This is a genomic window from Streptomyces coelicoflavus, from assembly GCF_003112555.1.
Taxonomy (GTDB): domain Bacteria; phylum Actinomycetota; class Actinomycetes; order Streptomycetales; family Streptomycetaceae; genus Streptomyces; species Streptomyces coelicoflavus.
The window spans coordinates 505447-531963 of sequence record NZ_BEWB01000005.1 but is presented as its reverse complement, the minus strand read 5'-3'; the positions used below and the strand labels follow the sequence as shown (position 1 = coordinate 531963).

General features: G+C 72.7%; 25 protein-coding genes. 7 read left to right on the top strand and 18 right to left on the bottom strand.

Going from position 1 to position 26517, the window contains the following annotated elements; translation table 11 throughout:
* Positions 1–45: 45 nt before the first annotated feature.
* A complete protein-coding gene (gene qcrB, locus Sco07f_RS14255; protein ID WP_108988053.1) occupies positions 46–1653 on the top strand; it encodes a cytochrome bc1 complex cytochrome b subunit in 1608 nt (535 codons plus the stop codon).
* Here the strand turns inward: qcrB and Sco07f_RS14250 are convergent.
* The 5 genes from Sco07f_RS14250 to Sco07f_RS14230 form a co-directional block, all read right to left on the bottom strand.
* Positions 1587–2039 carry a cytochrome c oxidase subunit 4 gene (locus Sco07f_RS14250; RefSeq protein WP_054100188.1) on the bottom strand — a complete coding sequence of 151 codons (453 nt, stop codon included), beginning with the start codon at positions 2037–2039 and terminating at the stop codon, positions 1587–1589. The two genes, qcrB and Sco07f_RS14250, sit on opposite strands and share 67 nt — an antisense overlap.
* Positions 2036–3712, bottom strand: coding sequence for an aa3-type cytochrome oxidase subunit I (ctaD, locus tag Sco07f_RS14245; protein WP_108988052.1), 1677 nt, complete (start codon positions 3710–3712; stop codon positions 2036–2038). The genes Sco07f_RS14250 and ctaD overlap by 4 nt, the downstream gene beginning before the upstream one ends.
* A gap of 109 nt (positions 3713–3821) precedes the next feature.
* A complete protein-coding gene (locus Sco07f_RS14240) occupies positions 3822–4499 on the bottom strand; it encodes a hypothetical protein (protein ID WP_244942048.1) in 678 nt (225 codons plus the stop codon).
* Entirely contained in the window at positions 4496–6091 is a 1596-nt protein-coding gene (locus Sco07f_RS14235; protein WP_439959690.1) for an ATP-binding protein, read from the bottom strand. The genes Sco07f_RS14240 and Sco07f_RS14235 overlap by 4 nt, the downstream gene beginning before the upstream one ends.
* A 26-nt stretch (positions 6092–6117) precedes the next feature.
* The gene (locus Sco07f_RS14230; protein WP_108988051.1) at positions 6118–6807 is read right to left on the bottom strand and encodes a response regulator; all 690 of its coding nucleotides are present in this window, start codon (positions 6805–6807) and stop codon (positions 6118–6120) included.
* Between the two features lie 113 nt (positions 6808–6920).
* Between Sco07f_RS14230 and Sco07f_RS14225 the strand changes: the two genes are divergently transcribed.
* The gene (locus Sco07f_RS14225; RefSeq protein WP_108988114.1) at positions 6921–7847 is read left to right on the top strand and encodes a DUF3152 domain-containing protein; all 927 of its coding nucleotides are present in this window, start codon (positions 6921–6923) and stop codon (positions 7845–7847) included.
* A 4-nt stretch (positions 7848–7851) separates the two neighbouring features.
* Here the strand turns inward: Sco07f_RS14225 and Sco07f_RS14220 are convergent, their stop codons facing one another.
* From Sco07f_RS14220 to Sco07f_RS14210, 3 genes are all read right to left on the bottom strand, one after another.
* Entirely contained in the window at positions 7852–8877 is a 1026-nt protein-coding gene (locus Sco07f_RS14220) for an SPFH domain-containing protein (RefSeq protein WP_054100190.1), read from the bottom strand.
* 2 nt (positions 8878–8879) lie between these two features.
* On the bottom strand, positions 8880–9311 hold the full coding sequence (locus Sco07f_RS14215) for an NfeD family protein (protein WP_108988050.1): 432 nt from the start codon (positions 9309–9311) through the stop codon (positions 8880–8882).
* A gap of 149 nt (positions 9312–9460) precedes the next feature.
* The gene (locus Sco07f_RS14210) at positions 9461–10201 is read right to left on the bottom strand and encodes a lytic polysaccharide monooxygenase (protein ID WP_054100192.1); all 741 of its coding nucleotides are present in this window, start codon (positions 10199–10201) and stop codon (positions 9461–9463) included.
* Between the two features lie 324 nt (positions 10202–10525).
* Here Sco07f_RS14210 and Sco07f_RS14205 point away from each other — a divergent pair, with 324 nt between their 5' ends.
* A complete protein-coding gene (locus tag Sco07f_RS14205) occupies positions 10526–10981 on the top strand; it encodes a DoxX family protein (RefSeq protein ID WP_108988049.1) in 456 nt (151 codons plus the stop codon).
* Between the two features lie 66 nt (positions 10982–11047).
* On the opposite strand, the gene Sco07f_RS14200 is transcribed toward Sco07f_RS14205, so the two are convergent.
* Genes Sco07f_RS14200 through Sco07f_RS14170 form a run of 7 tightly spaced genes read right to left on the bottom strand, consistent with a single transcriptional unit; the run spans position 11048 to position 19487 of the window.
* Positions 11048–12469, bottom strand: a complete 1422-nt coding sequence (locus tag Sco07f_RS14200; RefSeq protein WP_244942046.1) for an amidase — start codon at positions 12467–12469, stop codon at positions 11048–11050.
* 23 nt (positions 12470–12492) lie between these two features.
* A complete protein-coding gene (locus Sco07f_RS14195) occupies positions 12493–13758 on the bottom strand; it encodes an NADH:flavin oxidoreductase (RefSeq protein ID WP_108988048.1) in 1266 nt (421 codons plus the stop codon).
* Positions 13755–14756, bottom strand: coding sequence for an oligopeptide/dipeptide ABC transporter ATP-binding protein (locus Sco07f_RS14190; protein ID WP_087792315.1), 1002 nt, complete (start codon positions 14754–14756; stop codon positions 13755–13757). Before Sco07f_RS14190 ends, Sco07f_RS14195 begins: the two co-directional genes overlap by 4 nt.
* Complete coding sequence (locus tag Sco07f_RS14185; RefSeq protein ID WP_174855354.1) at positions 14753–15823, bottom strand: ABC transporter ATP-binding protein; 1071 nt, start codon at positions 15821–15823, stop codon at positions 14753–14755. The genes Sco07f_RS14190 and Sco07f_RS14185 overlap by 4 nt, the downstream gene beginning before the upstream one ends.
* Entirely contained in the window at positions 15820–16854 is a 1035-nt protein-coding gene (locus tag Sco07f_RS14180; RefSeq protein ID WP_108988047.1) for an ABC transporter permease, read from the bottom strand. The genes Sco07f_RS14185 and Sco07f_RS14180 overlap by 4 nt, the downstream gene beginning before the upstream one ends.
* Entirely contained in the window at positions 16847–17815 is a 969-nt protein-coding gene (locus tag Sco07f_RS14175) for an ABC transporter permease (RefSeq protein ID WP_108988046.1), read from the bottom strand. The genes Sco07f_RS14180 and Sco07f_RS14175 overlap by 8 nt, the downstream gene beginning before the upstream one ends.
* Positions 17816–17867: 52 nt before the next feature.
* Complete coding sequence (locus tag Sco07f_RS14170; protein WP_108988045.1) at positions 17868–19487, bottom strand: ABC transporter substrate-binding protein; 1620 nt, start codon at positions 19485–19487, stop codon at positions 17868–17870.
* Positions 19488–19827: 340 nt separating this feature from the next.
* On the opposite strand from Sco07f_RS14170, the gene casG reads away from it, so the two are divergent.
* Complete coding sequence (gene casG / locus Sco07f_RS14165) at positions 19828–21471, top strand: steroid-24-oyl-CoA synthetase (protein WP_108988044.1); 1644 nt, start codon at positions 19828–19830, stop codon at positions 21469–21471.
* 99 nt (positions 21472–21570) lie between these two features.
* Here casG and Sco07f_RS14160 read toward each other — a convergent pair whose 3' ends face one another.
* Both Sco07f_RS14160 and Sco07f_RS14155 read right to left on the bottom strand, forming a co-directional pair.
* On the bottom strand, positions 21571–22347 hold the full coding sequence (locus Sco07f_RS14160; protein ID WP_108988043.1) for an SDR family oxidoreductase: 777 nt from the start codon (positions 22345–22347) through the stop codon (positions 21571–21573).
* Positions 22348–22356: 9 nt separating this feature from the next.
* Complete coding sequence (locus Sco07f_RS14155; protein WP_087792309.1) at positions 22357–23031, bottom strand: TetR/AcrR family transcriptional regulator; 675 nt, start codon at positions 23029–23031, stop codon at positions 22357–22359.
* A 195-nt stretch (positions 23032–23226) separates the two neighbouring features.
* Here Sco07f_RS14155 and Sco07f_RS14150 point away from each other — a divergent pair, with 195 nt between their 5' ends.
* Together Sco07f_RS14150 and Sco07f_RS14145 are read left to right on the top strand one after the other, a co-directional pair.
* Positions 23227–24102: a TIGR03619 family F420-dependent LLM class oxidoreductase gene (locus Sco07f_RS14150; protein ID WP_108988042.1), complete on the top strand. Its 876-nt coding sequence runs from the start codon at positions 23227–23229 to the stop codon at positions 24100–24102.
* Positions 24099–24596, top strand: coding sequence for a nuclear transport factor 2 family protein (locus tag Sco07f_RS14145; RefSeq protein WP_108988041.1), 498 nt, complete (start codon positions 24099–24101; stop codon positions 24594–24596). The genes Sco07f_RS14150 and Sco07f_RS14145 overlap by 4 nt, the downstream gene beginning before the upstream one ends.
* 68 nt (positions 24597–24664) lie before the next feature.
* Here the strand turns inward: Sco07f_RS14145 and Sco07f_RS14140 are convergent, their stop codons facing one another.
* On the bottom strand, positions 24665–25585 hold the full coding sequence (locus Sco07f_RS14140) for an SDR family oxidoreductase (protein ID WP_108988040.1): 921 nt from the start codon (positions 25583–25585) through the stop codon (positions 24665–24667).
* Positions 25586–25715: 130 nt separating this feature from the next.
* On the opposite strand from Sco07f_RS14140, the gene Sco07f_RS14135 reads away from it, so the two are divergent.
* Positions 25716–26510, top strand: a complete 795-nt coding sequence (locus tag Sco07f_RS14135; protein WP_108988039.1) for an enoyl-CoA hydratase family protein — start codon at positions 25716–25718, stop codon at positions 26508–26510.
* The last annotated feature ends 7 nt before the right edge of the window (positions 26511–26517 follow it).

Below are 26517 nucleotides of genomic sequence, written 5' to 3'. Positions count from 1 at the left end.
GCCGCGGCGTAGTTTCCGGCACGGGTGGTGGGGAACCCATGCGCCGTGCTGTCGCAGAGGAGAAGGGCCCGCGCCGGTGCGCGGGCCCGCCACACGGCCGAACACACCGTCAACTGGGCCGACGGGCGGCTCCCCGTCTCGCAGGGCGGGGGGCTGCTGCGCAAGGCCTTCCCCGAGCACTGGTCGTTCCTGCTGGGCGAGATCGCCCTGTACAGCTTCGTGGTGCTGCTGCTGACCGGGGTCTGGCTGACACTGTTCTTCGAACCGTCGATGACGGAGGTCGTCTACGACGGCTCGTACGAGCCCCTGTTGGGGCTGAGCATGTCGGAGGCCTACCGCTCGACGGTGGACATCAGTTTCGACGTGCGCGGGGGGCTGCTGATCCGGCAGGTGCACCACTGGGCGGCGCTGGTCTTCCTGTCGGCCATCGGGGTGCATCTGCTGCGGATCTTCTTCACCGGGGCGTTCCGCCGGCCGCGTGAGGTCAACTGGCTGATCGGGGTCACGCTGTTCGTGCTGGCGCTCGCCGAGGGCTTCGCCGGGTACTCCCTCCCGGACGACCTGCTGTCCGGGACGGGGCTGCGCATCGCGCAGGGGATCATGCTGTCCATCCCGGTCGTGGGGACGTACATCAGCATGTTCGTGTTCGGCGGCGAGTATCCCGGCGACGACATCGTGCCGCGGCTGTACTCGGTGCACATCCTGCTGCTGCCCGCACTGCTGGTCGCGCTGGTCACGTTCCATCTGATCCTGGTGTTCTACCTGAAGCACACGCAGTGGGCGGGCCTCGGGCGCACCAACCGCAACGCGGTGGGCAAGCCGATGTTCCCGCAGTTCATGACGAACTCCACGGGGCTGTTCTTCATGGTGTTCGGCGTCGTGACGGTGCTCGCGGCGGTGGCGCAGATCAACCCGATCTGGACGTACGGCCCCTACCGTCCGGACATCGTCTCCACGGGCTCGCAGCCGGACTGGTACGTCGGCTTCCTGGAGGGTTCGCTGCGGCTGATGCCGCCGTTCGAGACGGCGGTGGCGGGCCACACCGTCATGTGGAACGTCCTGGTGCCCGCGGTCCTGCTGCCGGGCGCCCTGTTCGCGGTGCTGTACGCCTATCCGTTCTTCGAGCGGTGGGTGACGGGCGACCACGAGGAGCACCACCTGTGCGACCGGCCCCGGGACAAGCCCGTACGGACCGGTCTCGGCGTCGCCGCGATCGTCTTCTACGGGGTGCTGCTCCTGGCCGGCGGCAACGACATCCTCGCCCACACGTTCCACATCTCGCTGAACCTGCTGACCTGGATCTTCCGGATCTCCCTCGTGCTGGCGCCGCCGCTCGCCCTCGTCGCCACCAAGCGGATCTGCCTGGCGCTCCAGGAGCGCGACCGCGAGCGCCTGGCCGAGGGCGAGGAGACGGGCGAGGTGCACCAGACCCTCGCCGGCGGTTACGCCGAGGTCAACGGGCCCCTCGACCTCGAGGAGGCCCACGTGCTGCGCTCCCGCCGGGAGCCCGAGCCGCTCGCACCGTCCCCGAAGGACGGCGAGGCACCGCACGTGGGCCGGCTGCGGGCGACGCTCAGCGGCTGGTACTACGACGACCGGGTCGACGTCGAGGAGGCGGAACCGCGCGCCCGCTCGGGCGAGCCGGAGCGCTGAACGCCCCGGTCGGCGTACTGGAAGACCAGGCCGCACACGCCCATGGCGAGCAGGCCGAAGCCGATCAGGGCGAGCCACAGGCCGAAGACGATGCCGAAGGCGAGCACCACGGCGGCCAGCGCGGTGGTGATCGGCCAGGGGCTGTGCGGCGGGAAGAACTCCAGTGGGCCCGCGGTGTCGACGACCTCGCCCTCACCGCGGTCCTGCGCGCGCAGGCCGCGTTTGCGGTACTGCACGCGCAGGAAGAACGCGACGAGCGAGGCCATGAGGAAGGCGAGGACGAGCGCGGCCGTGCCGGCGGGCTCGCGCGACCACCAGCCGTAGAGGGCGGCCTCGCCGCCGAAGAAGACCGCCACACCGGTGAACAGACGGGATTCGGTCCTCACTGCACCTGCCTCTGATCGTGTCGGGTGATCGCGGGGTGATGGAGGTCGAAGGCCGGGGATTCGGAGCGGATCCGGGGCAGCGACGTGAAGTTGTGGCGCGGCGGCGGGCTGCTGGTGGCCCATTCGAGGGAACGGCCGTAGCCCCAGGGGTCGTCCTGTTCGACCTTCTTCCCGTAGTGGTGGGTGTGCCACACGTTGTACAGGAACGGCAGCGTGGACAGGCCGAGGAGGAAGGCGCCGATGGAGCTGATGGTGTTCAGCGTGGTGAAGCCGTCCGCGGCCAGGTAGTCGGCGTAGCGGCGCGGCATGCCCTGCTGGCCGAGCCAGTGCTGGACGAGGAACGTGGTCTGGAAGCCGATGAACAGGGTCCAGAAGTGGATCTTTCCGATGCGTTCGTCGAGCAGTTTGCCGGTGAACTTGGGCCACCAGAAGTAGAAGCCGGCGAACATCGCGAAGACCACGGTGCCGAACAGCACGTAGTGCAGGTGGGCGACGATGAAGTACGAGTCCGTCAGGTGGAAGTCCAGCGGCGGGGAGGCGATGAGGACGCCGCTCATGCCGCCGAGCAGGAAGGTCACCAGGAAGCCGCACGCCCACAGCATGGGTGTCTCGAAGGACAGTGAGCCGTGCATCATCGTGCCGATCCAGTTGAAGAACTTCACCCCGGTGGGTACGGCGATGAGGAACGACATGAGGGAGAAGAAGGGGAGCAGCACGGCGCCCGTGGCGAACATGTGGTGGGCCCACACCACCGCGGAGAGAAAGGTGATGGCGATGGTGGCGCCGACCAGGCTGACGTAGCCGAAGACGGGCTTGCGGCTGAAGACCGGGATGATCTCGGTGACGATGCCGAAGAACGGCAGCGCGACGATGTACACCTCGGGATGGCCGAAGAACCAGAACAGGTGCTGCCACAGCAGCGCCCCGCCGTTGGCCGCGTCGAACACGTGCGCGCCGAACTTCCGGTCGGCCTCGAGCATGAGCAGCGCGGCGGTGAGCACGGGGAAGGCGGGCAGCACCAGGATCGACGTGAACAGGACGTTCCAGGTGAAGATCGGCATCCGGAACATGGTCATGCCGGGGGCGCGCAGGCAGATGACGGTGGAGATGAAGTTGACGGCGCTGAGCGTGGTCGACACGCCGCTCACCACCAGGCCCATGGTCCACAGGTCGCCGCCGGGGCCCGGGCTGAAGGTCGCGCTGTTCAGCGGCGCGTAGGCGAACCAGCCGAACGAGGCCGCTCCGCCGGGCGTCAGGAATCCCGCCACCACCATCAGGCCGCCGAACAGGTACATCCAGTACGACAGCGCGTTCAGCCGGGGGAACGCCAGGTCCGGGGCGCCGATCTGAAGGGGCATGATGACGTTGGTGAACCCGGCGAACAGCGGGGTCGCGAACAGCAGCATCATGATGGTGCCGTGCACGGTGAACAGCTGGTTGTACTGCTGGTTGCTGAACAACTGCAGTCCGGGGCGGGCGAGTTCACTGCGCATCAGCATGGCCAGGACGCCGGCGAGGAGGAAGAAGCCGAACGACGTCACCAGGTAGAGATGGCCGATCACCTTGTGATCGGTCGTCGTCGCCCACCGCACCAGCGCCCGCCCGAGCGTACGGTTCGTCCGCTGCCGAGCCGGTGTCCGGCGCGGCGGCTCGGTCCTTCTGTCCACCGCCATGCGGCGGAGAGTACCCAGGCGTCATGGGCCCAGACCTACGACCACGCCGTGGTCCGGGCCGGGTGTCCGGCGGATGGGCCACCTGGCGCACACGGCCGCGGGACGCGGGTCACGGGGCGTCCGCGCCGCCCGTGTCCTCAGCGCCTCCGGCGCCTCCGGTTCCGCCGGTGCCCCCGGACGGGCAGTCGTCGCTGGAGCGGCCGGCCAGGCGGCCGCCGGGCTGCTCGACGGCCACCTGCGCGCTCCCCAGCGCCGGGTCCTGCCGCAGCCGGGCGACGGCCACCGTGCAGGCCAGTTGGTCGATGGCCGTGTCGCTCAGGCTCCCGGCGGTCCGCGGCAGGTGGACGTTGACCACCGTGCCGTCGGTGCGGATGGTGGGAGCCACGGCGGCGGACGGCAGCTCGGTCGTCAGGCCCCTCCGCCGCTCCTGGGGGGCCGGCCCCTTGAACAGCATGAGCACGGTGCTGCTCAGGTCGGTCGAGCCCGCAACGGTACGGGAGACCGCCACCAGGTCGCCGTCCGCGACGAAGTAGAGCGGAATCTTGACGAGGGGCACCTCCTCGGGCACGGTCTCCGACGGCGCGGCCGTGACGCCCGGCCGCAGCACGCCGGTCGCGGGTTCGCCCGCCTCGACGACTCCCGTCTCGGGGATGCCGCAGGCGGTGAGCGGGAGCAGCGCCGCGAGCAGAACGGGGAGCGCCCGCCGGGCACTTCGACCGGGCCGGCCTCCGGGCGGATGCGGGCTCAGGGCCGTGGCGGCCGTCCGTGAGCGTGCCGACGGGTTCATGTCCGGGCCTCCCTCGCCGAGTCCATGTGCGGGCCAAAGTCCGTGAGCGGGACCGAGTCCGGTTCCGTGTGCGGGCCGGAGTCCGGCTCCGTGTACGGGCCCGAGTCCGGCTCCGGATCCGGAGACGGTTCCGGGTGCCGGGTCCGGTCCTCCGTGTCATCCGTTCTCAGGGGCAGGACGACCGTGAAGACGGCGCCGCCCTCCGGGTGGTTGGCCGCCCGGACGGTGCCGTCGTGCAGCCGTACGTTCTCCGTGGCGATGGCCAGCCCGAGGCCGCTGCCCTCGCTGCGGGCGCGGGCGTCGGCGGACTTGTAGAAGCGGTCGAAGACGTGGGGCAGGACGTGCTCGGGGATGCCGTCGCCGCCGTCGCGGACCGTGACGACGGCCTGCCTGCCGGCGCGCGGGTCGTTCCGGACCCCGAGTTCCAGGCGGACCGGGGGCGCGCCGTGTCTGAGGGCGTTGGCGACGAGGTTCGCCACGATCACGTCGAGGCGGCGCGGGTCGACCCGGCCGCGCAGCTCCCCCGGTTCGGGCAGGCCGGTCTCCACGGTGTCCTGCCAGCCGCGCGAGGCGAGCGTGCGCCGCAGCGACTCGGCGAGGTCGATCTCGTCGAGGTGCAGGGCCTCGGCGCCCGCGTCGAACCGGGAGATCTCCATCAGGTCGTCCACCAGGGCGGCCAGCTTCGTGGTCTCCGTGCTGATGAGGCGCACGGCCGTCGCGGTGTCGTCGTCCAGGCCGGCCGCGTCCTCGTCCAGCACGTCCGTGACCGCCGACATCGCCGCCAGCGGGGTCCGCAGTTCGTGGGAGACGTCCGCGGCGAAGCGCCGGGCGCCGGCCTCCATGCGCCGCAGTTCGGCCACCGATCCCTCCAGCGCCGCGGCGGTCTCGTTGAAGGTGCGGGACAGATCCGCGAGTTCGTCGGAGCCCTGCACCGCGAGCCGGGTGTCCAGGTGGCCCTCGGCGATGCTGCGGGTCGCCCGGCGCAGCGCCCGCACCGGCCGCAGGACGCCGCGGGCGGCGAGGAGCGCGATCAGGACGGCCAGCACCAGGGCCGGTACGGTGGCGCGCTCGATGGCGGTGACCAGCGCGTCGACGTAGCCCTGCTCCTCCTGCTGCGGCACGGTGAGGTAGACCTCGAGGCCGGAGGCGCGTCGTTCGGTGCCGTACTGGCCGGCGAAGGTGACGGGCATGCCGACGACCAGCGAGGAGCGGCCGTCCAGCGACACCCGCTGGAACACGGTGGCGCGGCGGGAGCGCACGGACTCGCGCATCGCCGGGGACAGTTCGCGGAACGAGTCGCCGGGGGCGGAGGTCGCGTCGGCGTCCCGGTAGGCGGCCAGCACCCGCCACGGCTGGGACCGCCCGCCCCTGGACACGTCGTCGGCGAAGGCTTGCAGGTCGGCCGCGTCGGGCGGGAACCGGTAGTTGGGGACCAGGGTGTTGACGCGGTGCCGGAAGTCCTCGATCACCGTGTCCTGGCTCTGCTGAAGGACCCCGGTCCGCGCCTCGCGGAAGGTCAGCGCGCCGGTGGTCACCGTGGCCACGACGGCGACGAGGGTGAAGGCCACCACCAGCCGCAGGCGCAGTCCCATCAGCGCGCGCAGCACCCGCGGGACCCTCACCGGGGGCCGAACCGGTAGCCGAAACCGCGCACGGTGTGGACGTAGCGCGGGCTGCCCGGAGTTTCGCCGATCTTGGACCGCAGCCGTTTCACGCAGGCGTCCACGAGTCGCGCGTCCCCGTGGTAGCTGTGCTCCCACACGGCCTCCAGGAGCTGCTGGCGGCTGAACACCTGCCCGGCGGAGGCGGACAGGGTGAGCAGCAGCCGCAGTTCGGAGGGGCCGAGGAGGACCGGCTGTCCGCGGTGGGTGACGGTCAGTCCGGCCCGGTCGATGACCAGGTCGCCGTGGTGCTCGGTGCGCGGGGTGCCCGGCTCGTCCGGCGCGCCGCCCACGCGGCGGAGCACGGCGCGTATGCGTGCGTCGAGCACGCGGGCGCGGACCGGTTTGACAACGTAGTCGTCGGCTCCGGACTCCAGTCCGACGACGATGTCGGTGTCGTCGCCGCGGGCGGTGGCCATGATGATCGGCACCTGGTCGTGGGCGCGTATGCGGCGGCACACCTCGAGGCCGGACATGCCCGGCAGCATCAGGTCGAGGACCACGGCTTCGGGCCGGAACGACCGGAGCCGTTCCAGACCGTCCTCGCCCGTCGCGGCGGCGGCGACCTCGTGCCCCTGCCGGCGCAGGGCGAGCAGCACGCCGTCCCGGACGGCGCGGTCGTCTTCGATGATCAGGACCCGTGGCATGGAGCTCAGTATGCGCGTGCGCGGGAGGGAGTCCGCGTGCGGGTGACGGCTGTTACACAGCGGTCCAAAAGGCGTCCACGCGCGATCACACGCCCGCGGCACGCTTTGTGATCATGAACGAACGCCGCCGACCGAACCTCCCGCCCTCCTCCGCCCCGGGCCGCCGGCGCCGCGGCGGTCGTGCCCGCCGCCGACGGGGCGGCCGGCCCCGCCTGCTGTGGCCGGGGCTGGCGGCCGGGGCCGTCCTGGTGCTCGCCGGCGGCCTGGCCCTCAAGGGCGTCACGGAACCCGCCGGCCGCCCCGCCGACACGGCCGGTGCGTCGCGGTCGACGGAGACCGGCGGGCCGGAGGAGGCCCGGAAGGACGCGCCCAAGCCGGAGAAGGCGGAGGACGGCAAGAAGGAGGCCGGGAAGAAGGCGGACAAGGAGACGGGGGACAAGGAGACGGGGAAGAGGCCGGACCCCGGCTCGATTCCGTCGTCCGGGCCCGGGACCTTCGCCACGGCCGACGGCGGCGGCGACCGGGTCGGCGGCAGCGGGCGCACACTGACGTACGTGGTGCAGGTCGAGGACGGCCTCGGCATCCCGGTCCGGGAGGTCGCGACCGAGGTCGAGCGCGTCCTGGCCGACGAGCGGGGCTGGACGGCCGACGGGAGGACGGGTTTCCGGCGGGTGTCGGGCGGCGCGTCCGACTTCCGGGTGCGGCTCGCCACGGCGGGAACGGTGGACGACATATGCGGCCAGTACGGTCTGGACACCGGCGGCGAGGTCAACTGCAACGTGGGCCAGGACGTCATGGTCAACCTGAAGCGGTGGCTGCTGGCCACGCAGTACTACGCGGACGACGTGACCTCGTACCGGGCGCTGATCATCAATCACGAGGTCGGGCACTTCCTGGGCCACGGTCACGAGGGGTGCCCGGGGGCGGGGCGTCCGGCGCCGGTGATGATGCAGCAGATCAAGGGGCTGCACGGCTGCCGGACCAACGTCTGGCCCTACGACGCCGAGGGCCGGCCGATCACGGGGCCGGCCCTCGGCTGAGTGCTCAGGCCGCGTGGCCCTCGGGGGGTACGCCGTTGGCCCTGGCCGCGTCGGCGAGGGCCTGGGCGGCGGCCTCCGCGGCCTGGGCCGTGTCGCTGGCCGCCTGGGCCGCCCCGTCGTCCGACGGGTTCTCCCGGGTGGCCGGAGACTGGGGCAGCGCTTCGGTGAAGGCGCGGGAAACCCCCTGGAGCGCGGAGGTGACCTCGCTCGGGATGACCCAGAACGTGCTGCCCGAGCCCTGCGCCAGCTGGGGCAGCACCTGGAGGTACTGGTAGGCCAGCAGCTTGGGGTCGGGGTCGTTGCGGTGCACGGCCTGGAAGACCTCGTCGATGGCCCGGGACTGCCCCTCCGCCTTGAGGATCTCGGCGGTGCGGTTGCCCTCGGCGCGCAGGACCGCGGCCTGCTTGTCGCCCTCGGCGGTGAGGATCTGCGACTGGCGCTGGCCTTCCGCGCCCAGGATGGCGGCCCGCTTGTCCCGCTCGGCCCGCATCTGCTTCTGCATGGCGTCCTTGATGGACTGCGGCGGGTCGATCGCCTTGATCTCCACCCGGTTCACCCGCAGTCCCCACTTGCCGGTGGCCTCGTCGAGCACGCCGCGCAGTTGGCTGTTGATGGTGTCGCGCGAGGTGAGGGTCTTCTCCAGGTCCATGGATCCCACGACGTTGCGCAGGGTGGTGACGGTGAGCTGCTCGACCGCCTGGAGGAAGCTGGCGATCTCGTAGAAGGCCGCGCGCGGGTCCGTGACCTGGAAGTACAGCACGGTGTCGATCTCGACGACCAGGTTGTCCTCGGTGATGACCGGTTGCGGCTTGAAGGAGACGACCTGTTCCCTCAGGTCGATCACCGGATAGACGCGGTCGATGTACGGGATGACCACGCTGAGTCCGGGTTTCAGGGTGCGGTGGTAGCGGCCGAGCCGTTCGACGTTGCGGGCGCGGGCCTGCGGCACGATGCGCACCGCCCGCACCACGGTGAATACGGCGAGAAGCGCGACGATCACACCGGCGATGAGGAACGCCGAGGCCTCCATGGTCACTCCCGGGGATAGACGAATGCGGTGGTACCGCTGATCTCCAGAACGTCGACGGCCGCGCCCCGGGGAATCACCAGCGTCTCGTCGTAGGAACGGGCCGTCCATTCCTCACCGCCGATACGGACCCTGCCCTCCCTCCCCGTCACGTCGGAGACGACGTAGGCGGCCTGTCCGACCAGGGCGTCCACGCCGAATCGCGCGGTCTGGGGCTGGCGGAGGTGGCGCACCGCGACGGGGCGCAGGAAGAAGAGGGCGACCGCGGAGACGACCGTGAACACCAGGAATTGAAAGGGCGCCGAAAGTCCGGCCGCCGCGGACGCGGAAGTGATCAGGGCGGCCACTCCGAGCATTCCGAGCGCGGCGGTCAGGGTGAAGATCTCCGCCACGATCAGAACGGCGGAAACGATCAACCAGATCAGCCACGGATCCATTGCGGCCCCCTTTCCGCTTTGGAATTATTTTACCGGCTTTCGGGAAAAGCGGACCCGTTCGTCACGGGGAATCGCCGGGTCGCCGCGGGACGGCGCACGCCTCGGCCGGCGCGCGCCGTCCCGCCGCGGTCACGCGGTTCGTCGGACGGTCACGCGGCCGCGCAGGCGCCGAGGTCCTCCCAGACGCCCCACTCGCCGGTGGTGCCGGGCTCCTCCCCCGTCACCCACCACTTTGCGCGCCAGTTGTGGCCGCCGTAGGAGACGGTGTCGCCGCCCCCGTAGACGCTGCCGGCGTTCCACAGCGGCGCGTCGCAGGTGTCCGGGTCGCCGCCGCCGTCGCCGCCCCCGTCTCCGCCACCGTCGCCTCCGCCGGTCCCGCCGATGTTGACGTCGATGCAGGAGTAGAAGGCGTTGCCGGTGTCCGCCACGTTCCAGACGGCCAGGACCTTCTGGCGGCCGGTGAAGCCGCCGAAGTCGACCTGATGGCTCACGTCCGGGGCGGGCTGCGCACGGTGGCCGTCGAACTCGGCGATCTTCTGGTTGCCGATGAAGTACTGCCAGTTGGCGGTGGCGTGCCGCGCCGTGTGGTGCCAGGTGAAGGTGTGCGTGGATCCGACCGGGGTGACCCGCCAGCCCTTGCTGTCGTCGTCGAGTTCGGCGAACTGGCTGTTCCCGCCGCTGCAGCTCTTCAGCCCCTTGGGGCCCTCGACGCTCTGGGGCTCGTACTTGATCTGTCCGCAGTCGACGATCCCCGCGGCGCACTGGTCCTGCCGGCTGCCGGGCGAGGTCACCCACCCGTGGGCGCTGGCCGTGCTCGCCGGAAGACTCACGGCCAGCAGCGGAGCGACCAGCGCCCCGACCGCGAAGGCCACCCGTCTCTTGGTGCGCATCTCGTGCCCCTTTCAGATACCGGGATACAGGTCTAGACCTGACAACTTCAGGTCTAGACCATAGCGGCGAAGTCGGTCCGGTCAAGAGCCCGCGCAACATCAACCGCCAACCGGTTGTGCGGACTTGACGCCGCACCCCTCTCGAGGGCAAGTCGTCGCGCTATTGGTCTAGACAAGGGTCCCCGTGATGGTTAAAAGTCGAACCGGGCCGCCGTGTCTCCCCCCTCCCTCGGGACGCCGTCGGGCCCCGCCCCGTGCTGCGCGCCATCCCCACCGGTCGACCGATTCCGTCGGCGACCGTTGCGCAAGAGAGGAGCACCACCGTTGGAAGCGCTGGAAAAACGCAGGGAGCACGTGATCGCGCTCTTCCGCATCGTCGTAGGCCTGCTGTTCGCCTGCCACGGAGCCGCCACCCTGTTCGACGTCCTGGGCGGACCGCACGGAGCCGCACCCGGCTTCGCCGCGTGGCCCGGCTGGTGGGCGGCGGTCGTGCAACTCGTCGGCGGCACACTGGTGCTGTGCGGCCTCGCGACCCGTGCCGCGGCCATCCTGTGCTCCGGGTCCATGGCCTACGCCTACTTTGTCGAGCACCAGCCCGAGGGGCTCTTCCCCATCGAGAACGGCGGGGAGAGCGCGGCCATGTTCTGCTGGTCCTTCCTCCTGGTCGCCGCCCTCGGACCGGGCCGCTGGAGCCTCGCCTCCCGGCTCCGCCCCCGCCGGGGTGAGGCCGGCCGGCCGGTCAGCGAGACCCTGCCCACGGACACGCCGACGTCCGCCTGAGCGGGGGCGGCGTGCCGTCCACGCCGACGGTCGGCACGCCCGCTCCGCCCCGGAGGACGGACACGGTCACACCGTCGCCCACGGGGCCGAGCGCTCCAGCTGCGCCGCCAGGGCGAGCAGCGTCCCCTCCCCGCCGAGCCGGGCGGCGAACTGCACGCCGAGCGGCAGGCCTTGGCCGTCCCGGCCGAAGGGGACGGACATCGCCGGCATGCCGGTGACGTTGTACACGCTGGTGAAGGCGGCGTAGACGGAGGCGTGCCGGTAGATCGACCCGGGGTCGGACGTGTCGAGGGTGCCGAGCGGCGGCGTCGGCCGGGCGAGGGTCGGGCTGAGGAGGACGTCGACCTCGTCGAACGCGGCGCCGACCGCCCAGCCGATCTCCTGCGCCCGGCGCAGGGCGCGGCTGACGTCGGCGGCCGGAAGGGCGCGGTAGGTCTCGTACAGCACCCGGGTGAAGGGTTCGACGTCGTCGTCGGCCAGGGGCCTGCCGAGCCGTTCGAGACGGGCGTCGATCTGGGCGACCAGGTCGGCGCCCATCAGCATGCCCGAGGTGCGGCCGACGTCGTCGGGCCGGTACCGGGCGGTGGTCTCGACGACGTCGTGGCCCAGCCGTTCGCACAGCAGGGCCGCCGAGCGCACCGCCCGCGCGCAGTCGGGGTGCACCTCCGGGCCGTCCGGCAACGCGGTGAGCAGGCCGATCCGCAGCCGCCCCGGGTCGCGCCGGGCCAGTTCCGTGAACGGCGCGGCGGGCTCCGGTGCGGCGTAGGCGTCGCCGGGCAGCGGGCCGGCGGCGACGTCGAGGAGCAGGGCGCTGTCCCGGACGGTGGTGGTGAGGGCGTGGTGTCCGGAGACGAGGCCCGACAGGGTGGTGGGCCGGGGTGCGGGCGAGACGCGGCCGCGGCTGGGTTTGAGGCCGAACAGCCCGCAGGCCGCCGCCGGGATGCGGATCGAGCCGCCGCCGTCGCTGGCGTGCGCGACCGGGACCATGCCGGCCGCGACCGCGGCGGCCGAGCCGCCACTGGAGCCGCCGGGCGAGTGCGTCGTGCGGTGCGGATTGCGGGTGGGGCCGTGCAGCGCCGGTTCGGTGGAGGCGTTGAGGCCCAGTTCGGGGGTGTTGGTGGTGCCGAGGACGACGGCGCCGGCCCGGCGGTAGCGGGCGACCAGTTCGCTGTCGCGGCGGGCCGTGACCTCGGCGAACAGTCGGCTGCCGCCGGTCGCGGGCAGCCCCGCGACCTCGGTGCCGAGGTCCTTGACGAGCAGCGGCACCCCGTGCAGCGGGCCCTCGGGCAGTCCTGCGGCGATCTCGTCGAGGGCGGCCTCGAACCGGGTGTGGATCACCGCGTTGAGCCCGGGGTCGAGCTTCTCGATGCGGGCGATCGCCTGCTCGGTGACGGTACGGGCATCGCACGTGCCGTTGCGTACGGCGGCGGCCGTGGCGACGGCGTCGAGGCGGCCCCCGCCGCCGGCGTCTTCCCTCTCGCGGCTCACGTCCCTCACACCCCTCATGTCCCTCACGCCACGTATCCGGCGGGCTTGCCCCAGGTCTCGCGCCGGGTGGTGCCGCGGTCGACCAGGACGCAGCGGGTGCCGGTGAAGTTGGTGGGCATGCACTTGTTGCAGTGGATGCACAGCGAGGGCGTGGTGGCGTCCTCCCGCATCCGGTTGACCAGGTCGGGCTCCCGCAGCAGGGCGCGGGCCATGGCGACGAACTCGAACCCCTCGCGCATCGCCAGGTCCATGACGGGCTTGCCGGTGATGCCGCCGAGCAGGATCATCGGCAGCTCGACCGCGGCGCGGATCTGCCGGGCGTCCTCCAGCAGGTAGGCGTCGCGGTAGGGGTAGCTGCGCAGGAACCGGTCGCCGACCATCTTCACGCCGAGCTTCATCGGCTGGGGCATGATCTCGGCGAACTCCCTGAGCGGGGCGTCGCCCTTGAAGAGGTACATCGGGTTGAGCAGGGAGCTGCCCGCGGTCATCTCCAGGGCGTCGACGGTGCCGTCCTGTTCGAGCCACTGCACCACGGGGATGGCCTCGTCGAGCCAGAAGCCGCCGGGGACACCGTCGTCCATGTTCATCTTGGCGACGACCGCGATACGTCCGCCGACCGCGTCGTGCACGGCCCGCATGATCTCCCGGGCGAGGCGGGCGCGGTTGGTGAGGCTGCCGCCGTAGGCGTCGGTGCGGTGGTTGACGCGGGGGCTGAGGAAGGAGCTGGCCAGGTAGTTGTGGCCCAGGTGCACCTCGACGGCGTCGAAGCCCGCCTCGACGGCGCGGCGGGCGGCCTCGGCGTGGGCCTCGGTGACGCGCCGGATGTCGTCGAGGGACGCCTCCTTCGCGAAGCTGAGGGTGGTGGCGTGGAAGTGCCGGGACGGCGAGAGGGCGGGAGCACCGTTGCCCTTGGGGTTGGCGACGGGGCCGCCGTGTCCGATCTGGGCCGAGACCGCGGCGCCCTCGGCGTGCACGGCGTCGGTGAGGACGCGCAGGCCGGGCATCGCCTCGTCGGTCCAGTGGATCTGGTGGCGGTCGGTGCGTCCCTCCTTGGCGACCGCGCAGTACGCCACGGTGGTCATGCCGACGCCGCCGCGGGCGTAGGCGACGTGGAAGTCGACGAGGTCCTTGGTGACCAGGGACTTGTGGCTGAGCCCTTCGTAGGTCGCGGCCTTGATGACGCGGTTGCGCAGTTCGACGGGGCCCAGTTTGGCGGGCGCCAGGACGTCGGGGGCGGCGGGGGGCGCGGCGGGGCTGTCGGGCGCGGCGGGGGTCTGGGGGGCGGTCACGGGTGGTTCCTCCTGGGTTCGGCGTGGTGGCAGGCGATCCGGTGGCCGGGGCGGATCTCCCGCGGGGCGGGTTCCTCGGCGGCGCACCGTTCGGTGGCCAGCGGGCAGCGGGTGCGGAAGCGGCAGCCCGAGGGCGGGTTCAGGGGGGAGGGCAGTTCGGCGGCCCGTTCCTCGGCGGCGGGCGGTCCGGCGGGGGCGGCGGAGCCGAGCTGGGCCTCGGGGAGGGAGGCGAGCAGCAGCCGGGTGTAGGGGTGGACGGCCTCGTGCTGCATGCCGTCGGAGGGCAGCACCTCGCAGACCTTGCCGAGGTACATGACCATGACGCGGTCGCTGATGTTCTTCACCACGGACACGTCGTGGGCGATGAAGACCATGCTCAGCGCGCGCCGCCGGGTCGTCGTCTCCAGGAGGTTGAGGATCTGCGCCTGCACGGAGACGTCGAGACTGGAGACGGGTTCGTCGCAGATCAGCACCTCGGGGTCGAGCATGAGGGCGCGGGCGATGCAGACGCGCTGGCACTGTCCGCCGGAGAGTTCGTGCGGCCGGCGGTCCCGTACGGTCGCGGGGTCGAGGCCTACGTCGCGCAGGGCGGCGTCGACGCGGGCGTCCTTGTCGCGGGTGTCGTCGCCGGGGCCCCAGATCGACCGGCCCTCCCACACCAGGTCCTTGACCCGGCGGCGCGGGTTCAGGGCGGAGACCGGGTCCTGCATGATGATCTGCATCCGGGCGCGGGCGCGCCGCAGTTCGCGCGGGGCGAGGCCGGTGAGGGTGACGTCGCCGAGGCGGACGGTGCCGGCGTCGGGGGGCGGCAGCTGGATCAGGGAGCGGCCGACGGTGGACTTCCCGCAGCCGGACTCGCCGAGGATGCCGAGGGTCTCCCCCGCCGCGACCTCGAGGCTGACGCCGGAGACGGCGTGCACCTTCTGTCCGCGTCCGGCGGGGAACTCGACGACGAGGTCCGTCGCGGTCAGCGCGGGCGCGTCCCGGGTGGTGGTCATACGGCGGCCTCCTCGGCGGCGCCCAGCGGGTGGTGGCAGGCGACGAGCCCGCCGGCGTCGCGCTCCCCGGCGTAGGCGGTCAGGCCCGGGGACTCGGTGGTGCAGCGGTCGGTCGCGGTGTCGCAGCGGGGGGCGAAGCGGCATCCGGCGGGCGGGTGCAGCAGGTTGGGCGGGCGGCCCTCGATGGCGGGCAGCAGGGTGTGCGGGGGCAGGTCCAGGCGTGGGATCGAGGCGATCAGGGCGCTGCTGTAGGGGTGGCGGGGCCGGTCGAAGACGGCGGCGGTGTCCGCGTACTCGACGAGGCGGCCCGCGTACATGACCGCGACGCGGTCGGTGCGGCCCGCGACGGTGGCGAGGTCGTGGCTGATGAGGATGGTCGCCATGCGCAGTTCCTCGGCGAGCGAGCGCAGCAGGTCGAGGATCTGCTTCTGCACGGTGACGTCGAGCGCGGTGGTGGGTTCGTCGGCGATGAGCAGCCGGGGGCCGCAGGCGAGGGCCATGGCGATGACGACGCGCTGGCGCATGCCGCCGGACAGTTCGTGCGGGTACTGGCCGGCCCGGCGGGCGGGTTCGGGGATGCCTACCTGGCGGAGCAGGTCGACGGCCCGGTCGCGGGCGTCGGCGCGGCCGAGACCGAGGTGGAGCCGGAGGCTCTCGGACAGGTGGGTGCCCGTCTTCTTGACCGGGTTGAGGGAGGTCATCGGGTCCTGGAAGACCATGGCGACCTCGGTGCCCCACAGCGCGCGCCGTCCGGCGGGGGTGAGGGCGTGGACGTCCTTGCCGCCGATCCGGACGGTGCCGGAGACGGTGGTGCCGGGGCCGTCGGTGATCAGGCCCATGAGGGTGCGGCCGAGCACGGACTTGCCCGACCCCGACTCGCCGACGATGCCGAGGGTCTCGCCCTCGGACAGGGTCAGCGACACCCCGTCGACGGCCCGGACAGCGCCGCGGGGCGTGTGGAAGGCGGTACGTACGTCGGTGGCGTCGAGCAGCGGGGGTGCGGCGGTGCCGCGGGTGCCGTCGGTGGGGGCCGGTGCGGTGGTCGCGGCCTCTCGCTTCGGGGTCACAGTTTCACGCTCCTGGAGTCCCAGCGCCCGCGAGCCTTCTCGCCGACGACGTTGAAGGCGAACACGGTGAGGAAGAGGAAGGCGCCGGGCACGAGCACGATGTGCGGGTGTTCCTCGAAGACCCGGCCCTCCCCCTCGGCGATCATGTTTCCCCAGGTGGGTTCGGGGGGCTGGATGCCGAGACCGAGGAAGCTGAGGGAGGCCTCGGCGACGACGAGCACCGAGATCATCACGACGGCGAGGGAGAGCACGGGCAGCAGTACGTTGGGCAGCAGTTCGCGCAGCAGGATGCGGGTGCGGCCGGCGCCCATGGCGCGGGCGGCGACGACGAACTCCCGGTTGGCGTAGGCCATGGTGGTGGCGCGGGCGAGGCGCACCATGCCAGGAATGGTGAGCAGCGCGAGGGAGAAGGCGACGTTGCGCAGGTGCGGCTGGAGCACGGTCGCGAGGGCGATGAGCAGGATCAGCGGGGGCACGGCGAGCAGCGAGTTGGTGGCGATGCCCACCACCCGGTCGACGCTCTTCTGGAAGTACCCGGCGACCATGCCGATCGCCCCGCCGACCACGGTGCCGAGGGCGACCGCGGACAGGGAGATGAGCAGGGAGGAGCGGGCGCCGTAGAGCGAGCGGGCGAGCAGGTCGAGGCCGAAGGCGTTGGTGCCGAGGGGATGGCCGCCGGTGAACGTCGGGGTGGCGAAGACGGGTTCGGCGACGGTGCTCGCGACGTCGCGGTCCTCGGCGAGCGGCAGCCACGGCGCGCACAGGATGGCGAGGCCGAGCAGCAGCAGCCAGGCCGCGCCGAACCAGAACACCACGTCGAAGCCGGGCCCCGCCCACACCTTGCCGAGCCGGGAGGCCCCGGCGAGGAGCAGGCCGAGGCCGAGCAGCGCGACGGCGGCCTTGGCGGGCGTGACGAGTTGGGGCGTGGTCGCGCCGAACACCAGCAGGACCAGGCCGACGACGGCGAGGGCTGCGCCGATGAGCAGGGGCGGCGGGAAGGCGGTCCGCGTGCGCGGAGCGAGGTCAGACATGGACACGTCGCGTCCTCGGGTCGAGGTAGCCGTAGGAGAGGTCGATGCCGGCGTTGATCACCACGTAGATCACGGCGATGGTGAGCACGGCGCCCTGGACCATCGGGTAGTCGCCCTGGCCGGCGGCGTTGACGATCAGGGTCCCCATGCCGGGCAGCGAGAAGAGGTACTCGACGACGACGGTGGAGCCGATCAGCCGGCCGAGGCTGAGGCCGAGCAGGGTGACCAGGGAGAACGAGGAGGGGCGCAGGGCGTCGGTGAACAGGACGCGCAGCGGGTTCATGCCCTTGGCGCGGGCGGCGAGGATGTAGTCCTCGCGCAGCGTGACGATCAGGTCGCCGCGCAGCACGCGGGTGAACATGGCGAGTTCGGCCAGGGCGACGGTCAGTGCGGGCAGGAAGGCGTGGTGCAGGTTGCCCAGGAGGTCGCCGTCGCCGATCCGCACCCATTCGGAGCGCGGGAACCAGCCGGCCGAGTTGACCAGGACGAGGATCAGCAGCAGTCCGGCCAGGAAGCTGGGCACGGACAGGACGCCGAAGGTGCCGGCGCCGATGATCCGGTCGGCCGCCGAGCCCTCCCGGTAGGCCGACCACATGGCCAGCGGCACCGCGATCAGCAGGGCGATGACCAGTCCGAGGGCGGCGATCTCGAAGCTGACGGGCAGCGCGGACAGCACCCGGTCGGTGACGTCGCTCTGCGGGGGGACGACGGAGCGGCCGAGGTCGCCGGTGAGCGCGCCGCCGAGCCAGTCGAGATAGCGGGTGACCAGGGGCTGGTCGAGGCCGAGTTCGGTGCGCAGCGCGGCGTACTCGGAGGGCGCCCGGCCGGCGCCGAGGATGTCGACGGCGGGGTCGCCGGGCATCAGGACCACCAGGGAGAAGACCCCGATGCTCGCGATGAACAGCACGCCGAGGAGTTCCAGCAGCCGCAGGGCCGGCCGGCGCAGCGCGGCGACACTCATGGTTCCTCCAGATCTCGGCCCGGCGGCACCGCCGGGCCCGGGGCCGCGGGGGTCACTTGCCGATCCAGGCCTCGCCGAAGAGGGCCATGTACTCGTCGGTCGGCACGATGCCGTGCACGTTCTCGCCCCAGGCGGTGAGGGCGGCGCTGGCACCGAGGTTGATGAGGGGGACGTCCTCGTTGAACAGCGTCTGGATGTCGTCGAGGACGCGCTGGGTCCGTGCCTCGCCGGTCGCTCCCTGGAGCTCGACGAGGAGCTGGTCCATCTTCGGGTTGGCGTAGCCGCCGGGGTTGCCGTAGCTCTTGGAGTTCAGGACGCTCTGGAGGCGGTGGTAGGGGTCGCTCTCGGAGACGCTGGCCGCGCCGCGGCTGAGGTCGAAGTCGTGCTCCACGTAGGTCTTCGAGGTCCGGTCGGCGATGGAGGAGACGAGGTCGAGTTCCACCTTGAAGCCGACGCGTTCCAGCATCGCCTTGGTGACGACGGCCTTGGCCCGGGAGACGGGGTCGGTGCCGTCCATGTAGGTGACGGTGCCGTCGTAGCCGTCCTTCTTGGCTTCGGCGAGCAGCTTCTTCGACTGTTCGAGGTCGATGCCGAGGGGCTTCACGTCGGAGTGCCAGCGCGACTCGGGCGGGAAGATCTCCTGGCCGGGCAGTCCCTTGCCGTCGTAGGCGCGTTCGGTGTCGAGGGCGGGGTCGAGGGCCAGGGCCATGGCCTTGCGGACCCTGAGGTCGGCGCCGGGGCGGCCCTCGCGGGTGTTGACGACGACCATGTTGCCGAGGCCGGTGAGGGTCAGTTCGCCGGGGTGGCCGGCCTTGACCGCCTCGTCGACCACGTCCGGGCTGCGCATGTACACCACGTCGGCGGTGCCGTCGTCGAGTGCCTCGAGCTTGGCCCGGTCGGACTGCGGCCAGGTGAACCGGAGCGCGTCGAGGTAGGGCTCGCCCTTCCAGTAGTTCTTGTTCGCCTTGAGGACCATCTCCTCCTGGGGTTTGTACGAGCCCAGGGTGAAGGCGCCGGCACCGATGGGCCGGAACTTCTTCCCGGCGTGGGCGGCGGGCGCCACGATCATGCCGGGGGCCTGGGCGAGCATGGCGGGGAAGGTGGCCCACGAGTTGCGGAGGGTGAAGACGACGGTGGAGTCGCCCTTGGCCTCCATCTTGGCGAGGTTCGGGGCGAGCAGGGCCGTGTCGGCGCCCTTGTTCTCCTGGTACCACGTGATGCTGCCGATCACGGCCTCGGCGTCGAGCGGGGTGCCGTCGGAGAACTCGACGCCGTCGCGCAGGGTGAGGGTCCAGGTCTTGGCGTCGTCGCTGGAGCGCAGGTCCTTCGCCAGCCACGGCTCGTACCTGTGGGCGGCGGTGTCGTAGCGCATGAGGACGTCGTAGACGGCGGCGAGCGCGGAGCCGCCGGAGGCGCCGGTGGCGTAGGTGACGGCGGGGCTGAGGCTGCGGGCCTCGGCGTAGTCGGCGAAGTGCAGGGTGCCGCCGCGGACGGGCTCGCCGCCCGCGGGCTGCTTGCCGACGTTGCCGAACGTGTAGCGGCCGCGTTCGGCCTTCTGCCGCGTGCCGCTGTCGCTGCCCCCGTCGTCCGGTGAGACGCACGCGGAGGTGAGCATCGCCGCGGCGGCCAGGGCTGCGGCGAGTCGGGCTCGCGCCCGTGGTGCTCGCTTCATGTGTTCCTCCAGTAGTCCGGTGGGGGGAAGCGGTGGCGGTCCGGAGCCGGACCGGGTGAGTGGATGCCCGGATCGGTGGGTGGAAGCCGGGCCGGGTGGGTGGAAGCCGGATCGGGTGGGTGGACGCTACGGCCGGCGAAATCCGGCCGACGTGACGCATCCCACTCACCGGGAGCCGGGCGGGCGGGCCCCGGCGCGGGCGGGGCGGCCGTTCCGCGTCCGGCCGGGCCGTGACACGGTGTCCCGGTGACCGGAACCGGCCGGGGAGCGATCCCCGGTCCGCGCCGAGACTGACCCCGACCGCGATCCCCGTGAGGTTTCCGACGCACCAGGAGTCCCGATGCCCAGCGACACGGACCACCGCTCTGCCGCCCTCGCCCGAGTGGCCGCGCTCACCGGCCCGGGCGGCCGGTTCGAGCTCGCCGAAGACGACGTGCTGGGCGCCCGGCTGCCGGTCTTCACCCACCGGCAGCGGGCCCTGCACGAGGTACTGCACGCGTCCGTCGCGCACGCCGACCGCGACTACATCGTCACCGCGGACCGCCGGATCACCTTCGCCTCCCACGCGGCCCGGGTCGCCTCGCTGGCCCGGGTGCTGCGCGAGGAGTACGGCATCGCCAAGGGGGACCGGGTGGCCGTCGCCGCCGCGAACTCCCCGGAGTGGATCGAGACCTTCTGGGCCACGGTGTCGATCGGGGCGGTGGCGGTCGGGTTCAACGCCTGGTGGTCACCGCGCGAGATGGCCCACGGGGTGGCGAACGCCGAGCCGTCGCTGGTGGTGGCCGACGCCCGGCAGTCGGCGAAGCTGGCCGGGTGCGGGGTCCCGGTGGTGTCCCTGGAGGACGACGTGAGCCGCTTCGCCGCGGCCCACCCGGACGCGCCGCTGCCGTCCGCCGACGTCGCCGAGGACGATCCGGCCGTCATCCTCTACACCTCGGGCACCTCGGGCCGGCCCAAGGGCGCCGTGCACACCCACCGCAACCTGCTGGCGGTGGTGGAGTACCACCGGCTGAACGACGCCCTGCTGCACGAGTTCGGCGACCCGCTGACCGCCGAGGACCGCGTCTACCTGCTCACCCTGCCGCTGTTCCACATCGCCAGCCTGCACAACCTCGCCGTGCCGCGGCTGGCCACGGGCAGCAGGATCGTGCTGCACCAGGGCGCGTTCGACGTGGACGCGGTCCTGGCCCTGGTCGAGCGGGAACGCGTCACCAACTGGGGCGCGGTGCCCACGATGGCGCACCGGCTGCTCGAACACGGCGGCGCGGACCGGTACGACACGTCGTCGCTGACGGCGTTCGCGCTGGCCTCGGCGCCGTCGACGACGGCGTTCAAGGAGCGGCTGCGGCGCGAGCTGCCGTTCGCGAAGGACTCGCTCGTGGACAGCTACGGGCTGACCGAGTCGTGTACGGCGATCGCGGCGGCGAACCCGCAGGAGCTGGCGGCCGCCCCCGGCACCCTGGGCCGGCCGGTGACCGGCGTCCGGCTGGAGATCCGCGACCCGCTCGGCGAGGTCCTCGGCGAGGGCGAGGAGGGCGAGGTGTGGGTGCGCAGCATGTACAACATGCTGGGCTACTGGCGCGATCCCGGGGCCACCGCCGACACCATCGGCGCGGACCGCTGGCTGCGCACCGGGGACCTGGGGTGCCTGCGCGAGGGCCGGCTGTTCCTGGTCAGCCGCCGCTCGGACCTGATCATCCGGGGCGGCGAGAACATCTATCCGGCCGAGATCGAGACGGTGCTGGTCGAGCACCCGGACGTGGCGGAGTGCCTCGTCATCGGGACGCCGCACCCCGATCTGGGCCAGGAGGTGGCCGCGGTCGTGGTGCTCCGGCCGGGGGCCGAGGTCACGGAGGAGGAGCTGCGGGAGTACGCGGCGAGGGAACTGGCCTACTTCAAGGTGCCCCGGCGCTGGCGGCTGACCACCGAGGCGCTGCCGCGCAACGCCACCGGCAAGGTGGTCCGGCACTCGGTACGGCTCTGAGGGGCCCGGAGTACGCAGGGCCCCGGTCGCCGTACGCGGCCGGGGCCCTGCGCGGTGCCGGGTGGGTGTCCCGGACGCCGGGGTGCGTGCCTCGCCGGGTCAGAAGTGCGCGGGTCCGCGCAGCGTCGCCTCGGCGCCCCCGTCGACGTGGAGGACCTGGCCCGTGATGTGCGTGTTGTCGTCACCGGCCAGGAAGAGGACGGCCCGCGCCACGTCCTCCGGCCGGAGGTAGCCGTTGAGCGGCATCGGGACGGCGGCGTCCATGGCCTTCTTCATCGCGGGGTCGTCGAAGATGCCCGCGCTCATGGGGGTGAGCACGATGCCGGGTGCGACGACGTTCACGGGGATCCCGGCGTCGGCCCAGCCCTCGGCGACGGCGGTGCGCCGTGCCCACTGGGCGAGCGCCGCCTTGGACGAGGGGTAGAGCCGGCGCGCACGGCCGTCGGCGACGGCGCGTTCGGCATGGGCGAGGGCCTTGTCCTCGTCGGCGGCCAGGCAGGCGGCGACGACGTCCGGGTCGGTGGGCTGGGTGCCCGAGACGGAGCCGATGACGACGACGCGGGGCTGCCGGGCGGCGGCGAGGGCCGGGCGGAGCGCCGCGACGAACTCGGTGGTGCCGAAGTAGTTGACGGTGACCGTCGCGGTGCCGGGCACGGAGGTGCCGGCGCAGGTGACGACCGCGTCCACGACCCCGCCGGCCGCCCCGGTCGCGGCAGCGGCGGCAGCGGCGCGGCCTCGCGGGGTGGACAGGTCGGCGTCGATCTCGCCGCCGCGCAGGTCGACGCCGATGACGCGGTCGCCCCGGGCGCGCAGGAGGGCGGTGAGGGCGGCACCGATCCCGGAACCGGATCCGGTGACGACGACGTTGCGGGACATGGGGGCTCCTCAGGTCGGCCGGTGAAGTGCGGGCACGCTAGTCGGCCCGCTCGCGCGAGGTCCCGTCCACTCCCGGTGACCGGGCTGCGGGGCGAGCAGCAGGCGGCAGGCCAGCCGGATGCCGTCCTGCGCGTCCTGGGGCGAGGAGCGCTCGTACAGGACGGTGACGAGCAGTCCGTACCAGGCCTGTTGCAGCAGGCGGGCCACGCGGCGGTCGCGCTCGGTGGGGCGGCTCACGCCTGCCGTGCGCAGCATCAGATCGGCGAGGAGTTCGTCGGTGCGGCGGGCCGGGCCGCCGTCGTGGTCGACGGGTGCGGCGTTGTTGGCCCGCATCATCGCGAGGGCCAGCAGCGGCTGTTCGAAGAGCTGCCGGCTCGCCCCGGTGAGCAGGCCGGTCACGGCCTCCACCGGTCCGGTGCCCGGCGGTGGGGGCGGTGTCTCGGCGTCGAGCCGGAGTACCTGGGCGTACATGACGGCGGCGAACAGGTGGGTCTTCGAGGGGAAGTAGCGGTAGAGGGTGGCGATCGCGACGCCGGACTCCCTGGCCACGTCCTGCATCTGCACCCGGTCGAGCCCGTGTGCCGCGCCGAGCCGTGCCGCGCTCCGCAGGATCCGGGCGTGGCGCTGGCGCTGCTTGGCCGAGGTGGGGTGCGCGGGGGTTCTCTCGCCGCTCGTTCGGGGCACGGTCTGGCGTCCTTCCGTCGGCCGCCGATGCTTTCGCGTGCCGTGCGGGCCCGGTGCGCGGCGTTCCGGTCAGTGGGATCCGGCCGCCTGCGACGCGGGGCGCGGACTTGGATGGCCCTTCCCCCCGCCCTCTTCTCCCCCACCCCCCTTCGCCTCGTCCCCTCCCGTCTGTTCGCGTCCGAGAGAGGTGCCCCCATGCGGATCGGCATCACCAGTCCCGTCGTCACGGCCGTGCCCGGTGTCCACTCCCCGTGGGAGCGCGGTGCCGGCATCGAGGAGCTGGGGGCGGTCGCCGAGGCCGCCGACCGGCTCGGTTTCCACCACCTGACGTGTTCGGAGCACGTGGCGGTGCCCGTGGACGTCGCCGAGCAGCGGGGCGGTACCTACTGGGATCCGCTCGCCACCTTCGGGTACCTCGCCGCCCGCACCCGCCGCATCCGGCTCGCCACCCAGGTCCTCGTGCTGGGCTACCACCACCCGCTGGCCCTCGCCAAGCGCTACGGCACGCTGGACCGGGTCTCCGGCGGGCGGCTCGTGCTCGGGCTGGGAGTCGGCAGCCTGGAGGAGGAGTTCCGGCTGCTCGGCGCGGCCTTCGAGGGGCGCGGCGGAATCGCCGACGACGCCCTGGCGGCGCTGCGGGCCTCGCTGTCCCGCCGCGAACCGGCCTACCACGGGGAGCACTTCGGCTACGAGGGGTTCGTGGTGGAGCCGCACGCCGTGCAGGAGACGGTGCCCCTGTGGATCGGCGGTCGCACTCTTCGTTCGCTGCGGCGGGCGGTGGCGTACGGGAACGGCTGGGTGCCGTTCGGGCTGCCGCTGGACCGGCTGCGCGAGATGGTCGACGCGGCGCCCCTGCCGGAGGGCTTCGAGGTGGTGCTGAGCGCGGGACGCCCGCTGGATCCGTCCGGCGGCGCGGACGCCGCGGCGCGGGCGCTGCGCAAGGTGTCCGAGGCGGGGGCGACGCTGGTGAGCGTGTCGCTGGCGGCCGAGTCGTCGGCCCACTACGTGGAGCAGTTGGAGGCGCTGGCGAGGATCGCGGGCGTCGTGGCGGGCGAGGAGGAGGCGGCGTGAGCGAGCGACTGCCGGACGACGTCGAAGCGCGGCTGCGGCGTCTGGAGGACGAGCGGGACATCGCCAGGATGATGGCCTCGTACGGGCCGCTGGTCGACGGCGGCGACGCGGACGGTGTCGCCGCGCTGTGGGCGCCGGACGGTGTCTACGACATCGACGAGCTCTTCCTCGCGGGCCGGGAGCAGATCGGCGCGATGGTGCGGTCCGCCGCGCACCGTGGGTGGATCCGGCAGGGCTGCGCGCACGTCGTGGGGCCACCGCACATCACGGTCGACGGCGACGAGGCGGTCGCCGTGTGCCACTCGCTGATGGTGGTGCACGAGGAGGGCCGGTACGTGGTGCGCCGGGCCACCGCCAACCACTGGCGGCTGCGCCGTACGGACTCCGCCCCCGGGTGGGAGGTGGTCACCCGCACCAACCGCGTCCTGGACGGCCGTCCCGAGTCCCCGGCGCTGCTGGCGGGCGGGGTGCGCGGGGAGCGGGCCCAGGGCTGACCGGATTGCCCCCGGAAGGGGGGCGGTGACGACTTGTCACCGCCCCCCTTCCGCGTCGTGCGGCCCGGTCAGCGGGCGCCGTACACCGCCTGGGGCGTCTCGGCGGCGGCCAGGAGCTTCGTCGCCGTCTCCCCCGCCTCGGCCGGGGTCCAGCGGGCGCCCTTGTCGGCGGTGGGGCCCGGGCGCCAGCCCTCCATCACGGTGATGCGGCCCGCCTCCGCCTCGAAGACCCGGCCGCTCACGCCGGCCGAGGCCGCCGAGCCGAGCCACACGACGAGCGGTGACACGTTCTCCGGGGCCATCGCGTCGAAGCCGCCGGCGCCGGGCGCCGCCATGGTCTCGGCGAAGGTGTCCTCGGTCATCCTGGTGCGGGCGGCCGGGGCGATCGCGTTGACCTGGACGCCGTAGCGGCCCATCTCGGCGGCGGCCACCAGGGTGAGTCCGACGATGCCCGCCTTGGCCGCCGAGTAGTTGCCCTGGCCGACGCTGCCCAGCAGGCCCGCTCCGGAACCGGTGTTGATCACGCGTGCCTCGGGGACGCGGCCCGCCTTGGCCTCGGCGCGCCAGTGCGCCGCCGCGTGCTTCAGCGGCAGGAAGTGGCCCTTGAGGTGGACGCGCATCACCGCGTCCCAGTCGTCCTCGTCGAGGTTCACCAGCATCCGGTCGCGCAGGAATCCGGCGTTGTTGACCAGGGTGTCGAGCCGGCCGAAGGAGTCGAGGGCGGCGGCGACGAGGGAGGCCGCGCCGTCGCCGGTGGCGATGTCGCCGCCGTGCGCGACGGCCTCGCCGCCGGCGGCGCGAATCTCCTCGACGACCCGCTGGGCGGGGCCGCCGCCCGCGCCGGAGCCGTCGAGGCCCACGCCGAGGTCGTTGACGACGACTTTCGCGCCCTCGGCGGCGAACGCCAGGGCATGTGCGCGGCCGAGCCCGCGGCCCGCGCCGGTGACGGCGACGACACGGCCGGCGCACAGGGCGGTCGGTGAGGTCATGAGGGTGTCCTTTCGGGTGGGGCCGGGGGCGGGGCCGTACCGCTCAGTGGCACGGGGCACTCCCCCGGCGTTCGCATCACTGCTACCTTCTGCCTAACAAACGTTTGGTGGAAAGGTAGCTGATCTGCTCATGGGTGTCTCCACCTCCGCCCCGCAAAAGGGCGTCGCCGTCGTCACCGTGGACTTCCCCCCGGTCAACGCCCTGCCCGTGCGGGGCTGGTACGAGCTGGCCGCCGCGGTGCGCGCCGCGGGTTCCGATCCCGAGGTGCGCTGCGTGGTGCTCACCGCCGAGGGCCGCGGGTTCAACGCGGGCGTGGACATCAAGGAGATGCAGCGCACGGAGGGGCACGGCGCGCTCATCGGCGCCAACCGGGGCTGCTTCGAGGCGTTCGCCGCGGTCTACGAGTGCGAGGTGCCGGTGGTGGCCGCCGTGCACGGCTTCTGCCTGGGCGGCGGCATCGGCCTGGCCGGCAACGCGGACGCGATCGTGGCGTCCGACGACGCGACCTTCGGGCTGCCGGAGCTGGACCGCGGAGCGCTCGGCGCGGCCACGCACCTCGCCCGGCTGGTCCCGCAGCACCTGATGCGGGCCCTGTACTACACCTCCCGCACCGCGACGGCCGAGGAACTGCACCGGCACGGCTCGGTGTGGCGCGTGGTCCCGCGCGGGGAACTGAGGTCGGCCGCGCTGGAGTTGGCGGATGAGATCGCCGCCAAGGACGGACACCTGATCCGGCTGGCCAAGGCCGCCATCAACGGCATCGACCCCGTCGACGTACGCCGCAGCTACCGCTTCGAGCAGGGCTTCACCTTCGAGGCCAACCTCAGCGGGGTCGCCGACCGCGTGCGCGACACCTTCGGCACCCACACTTCCGGCACCTCCGGCACCGACACTTCCGGCACGGACAAGGAGCAGCGAGCGTGACCCAGGA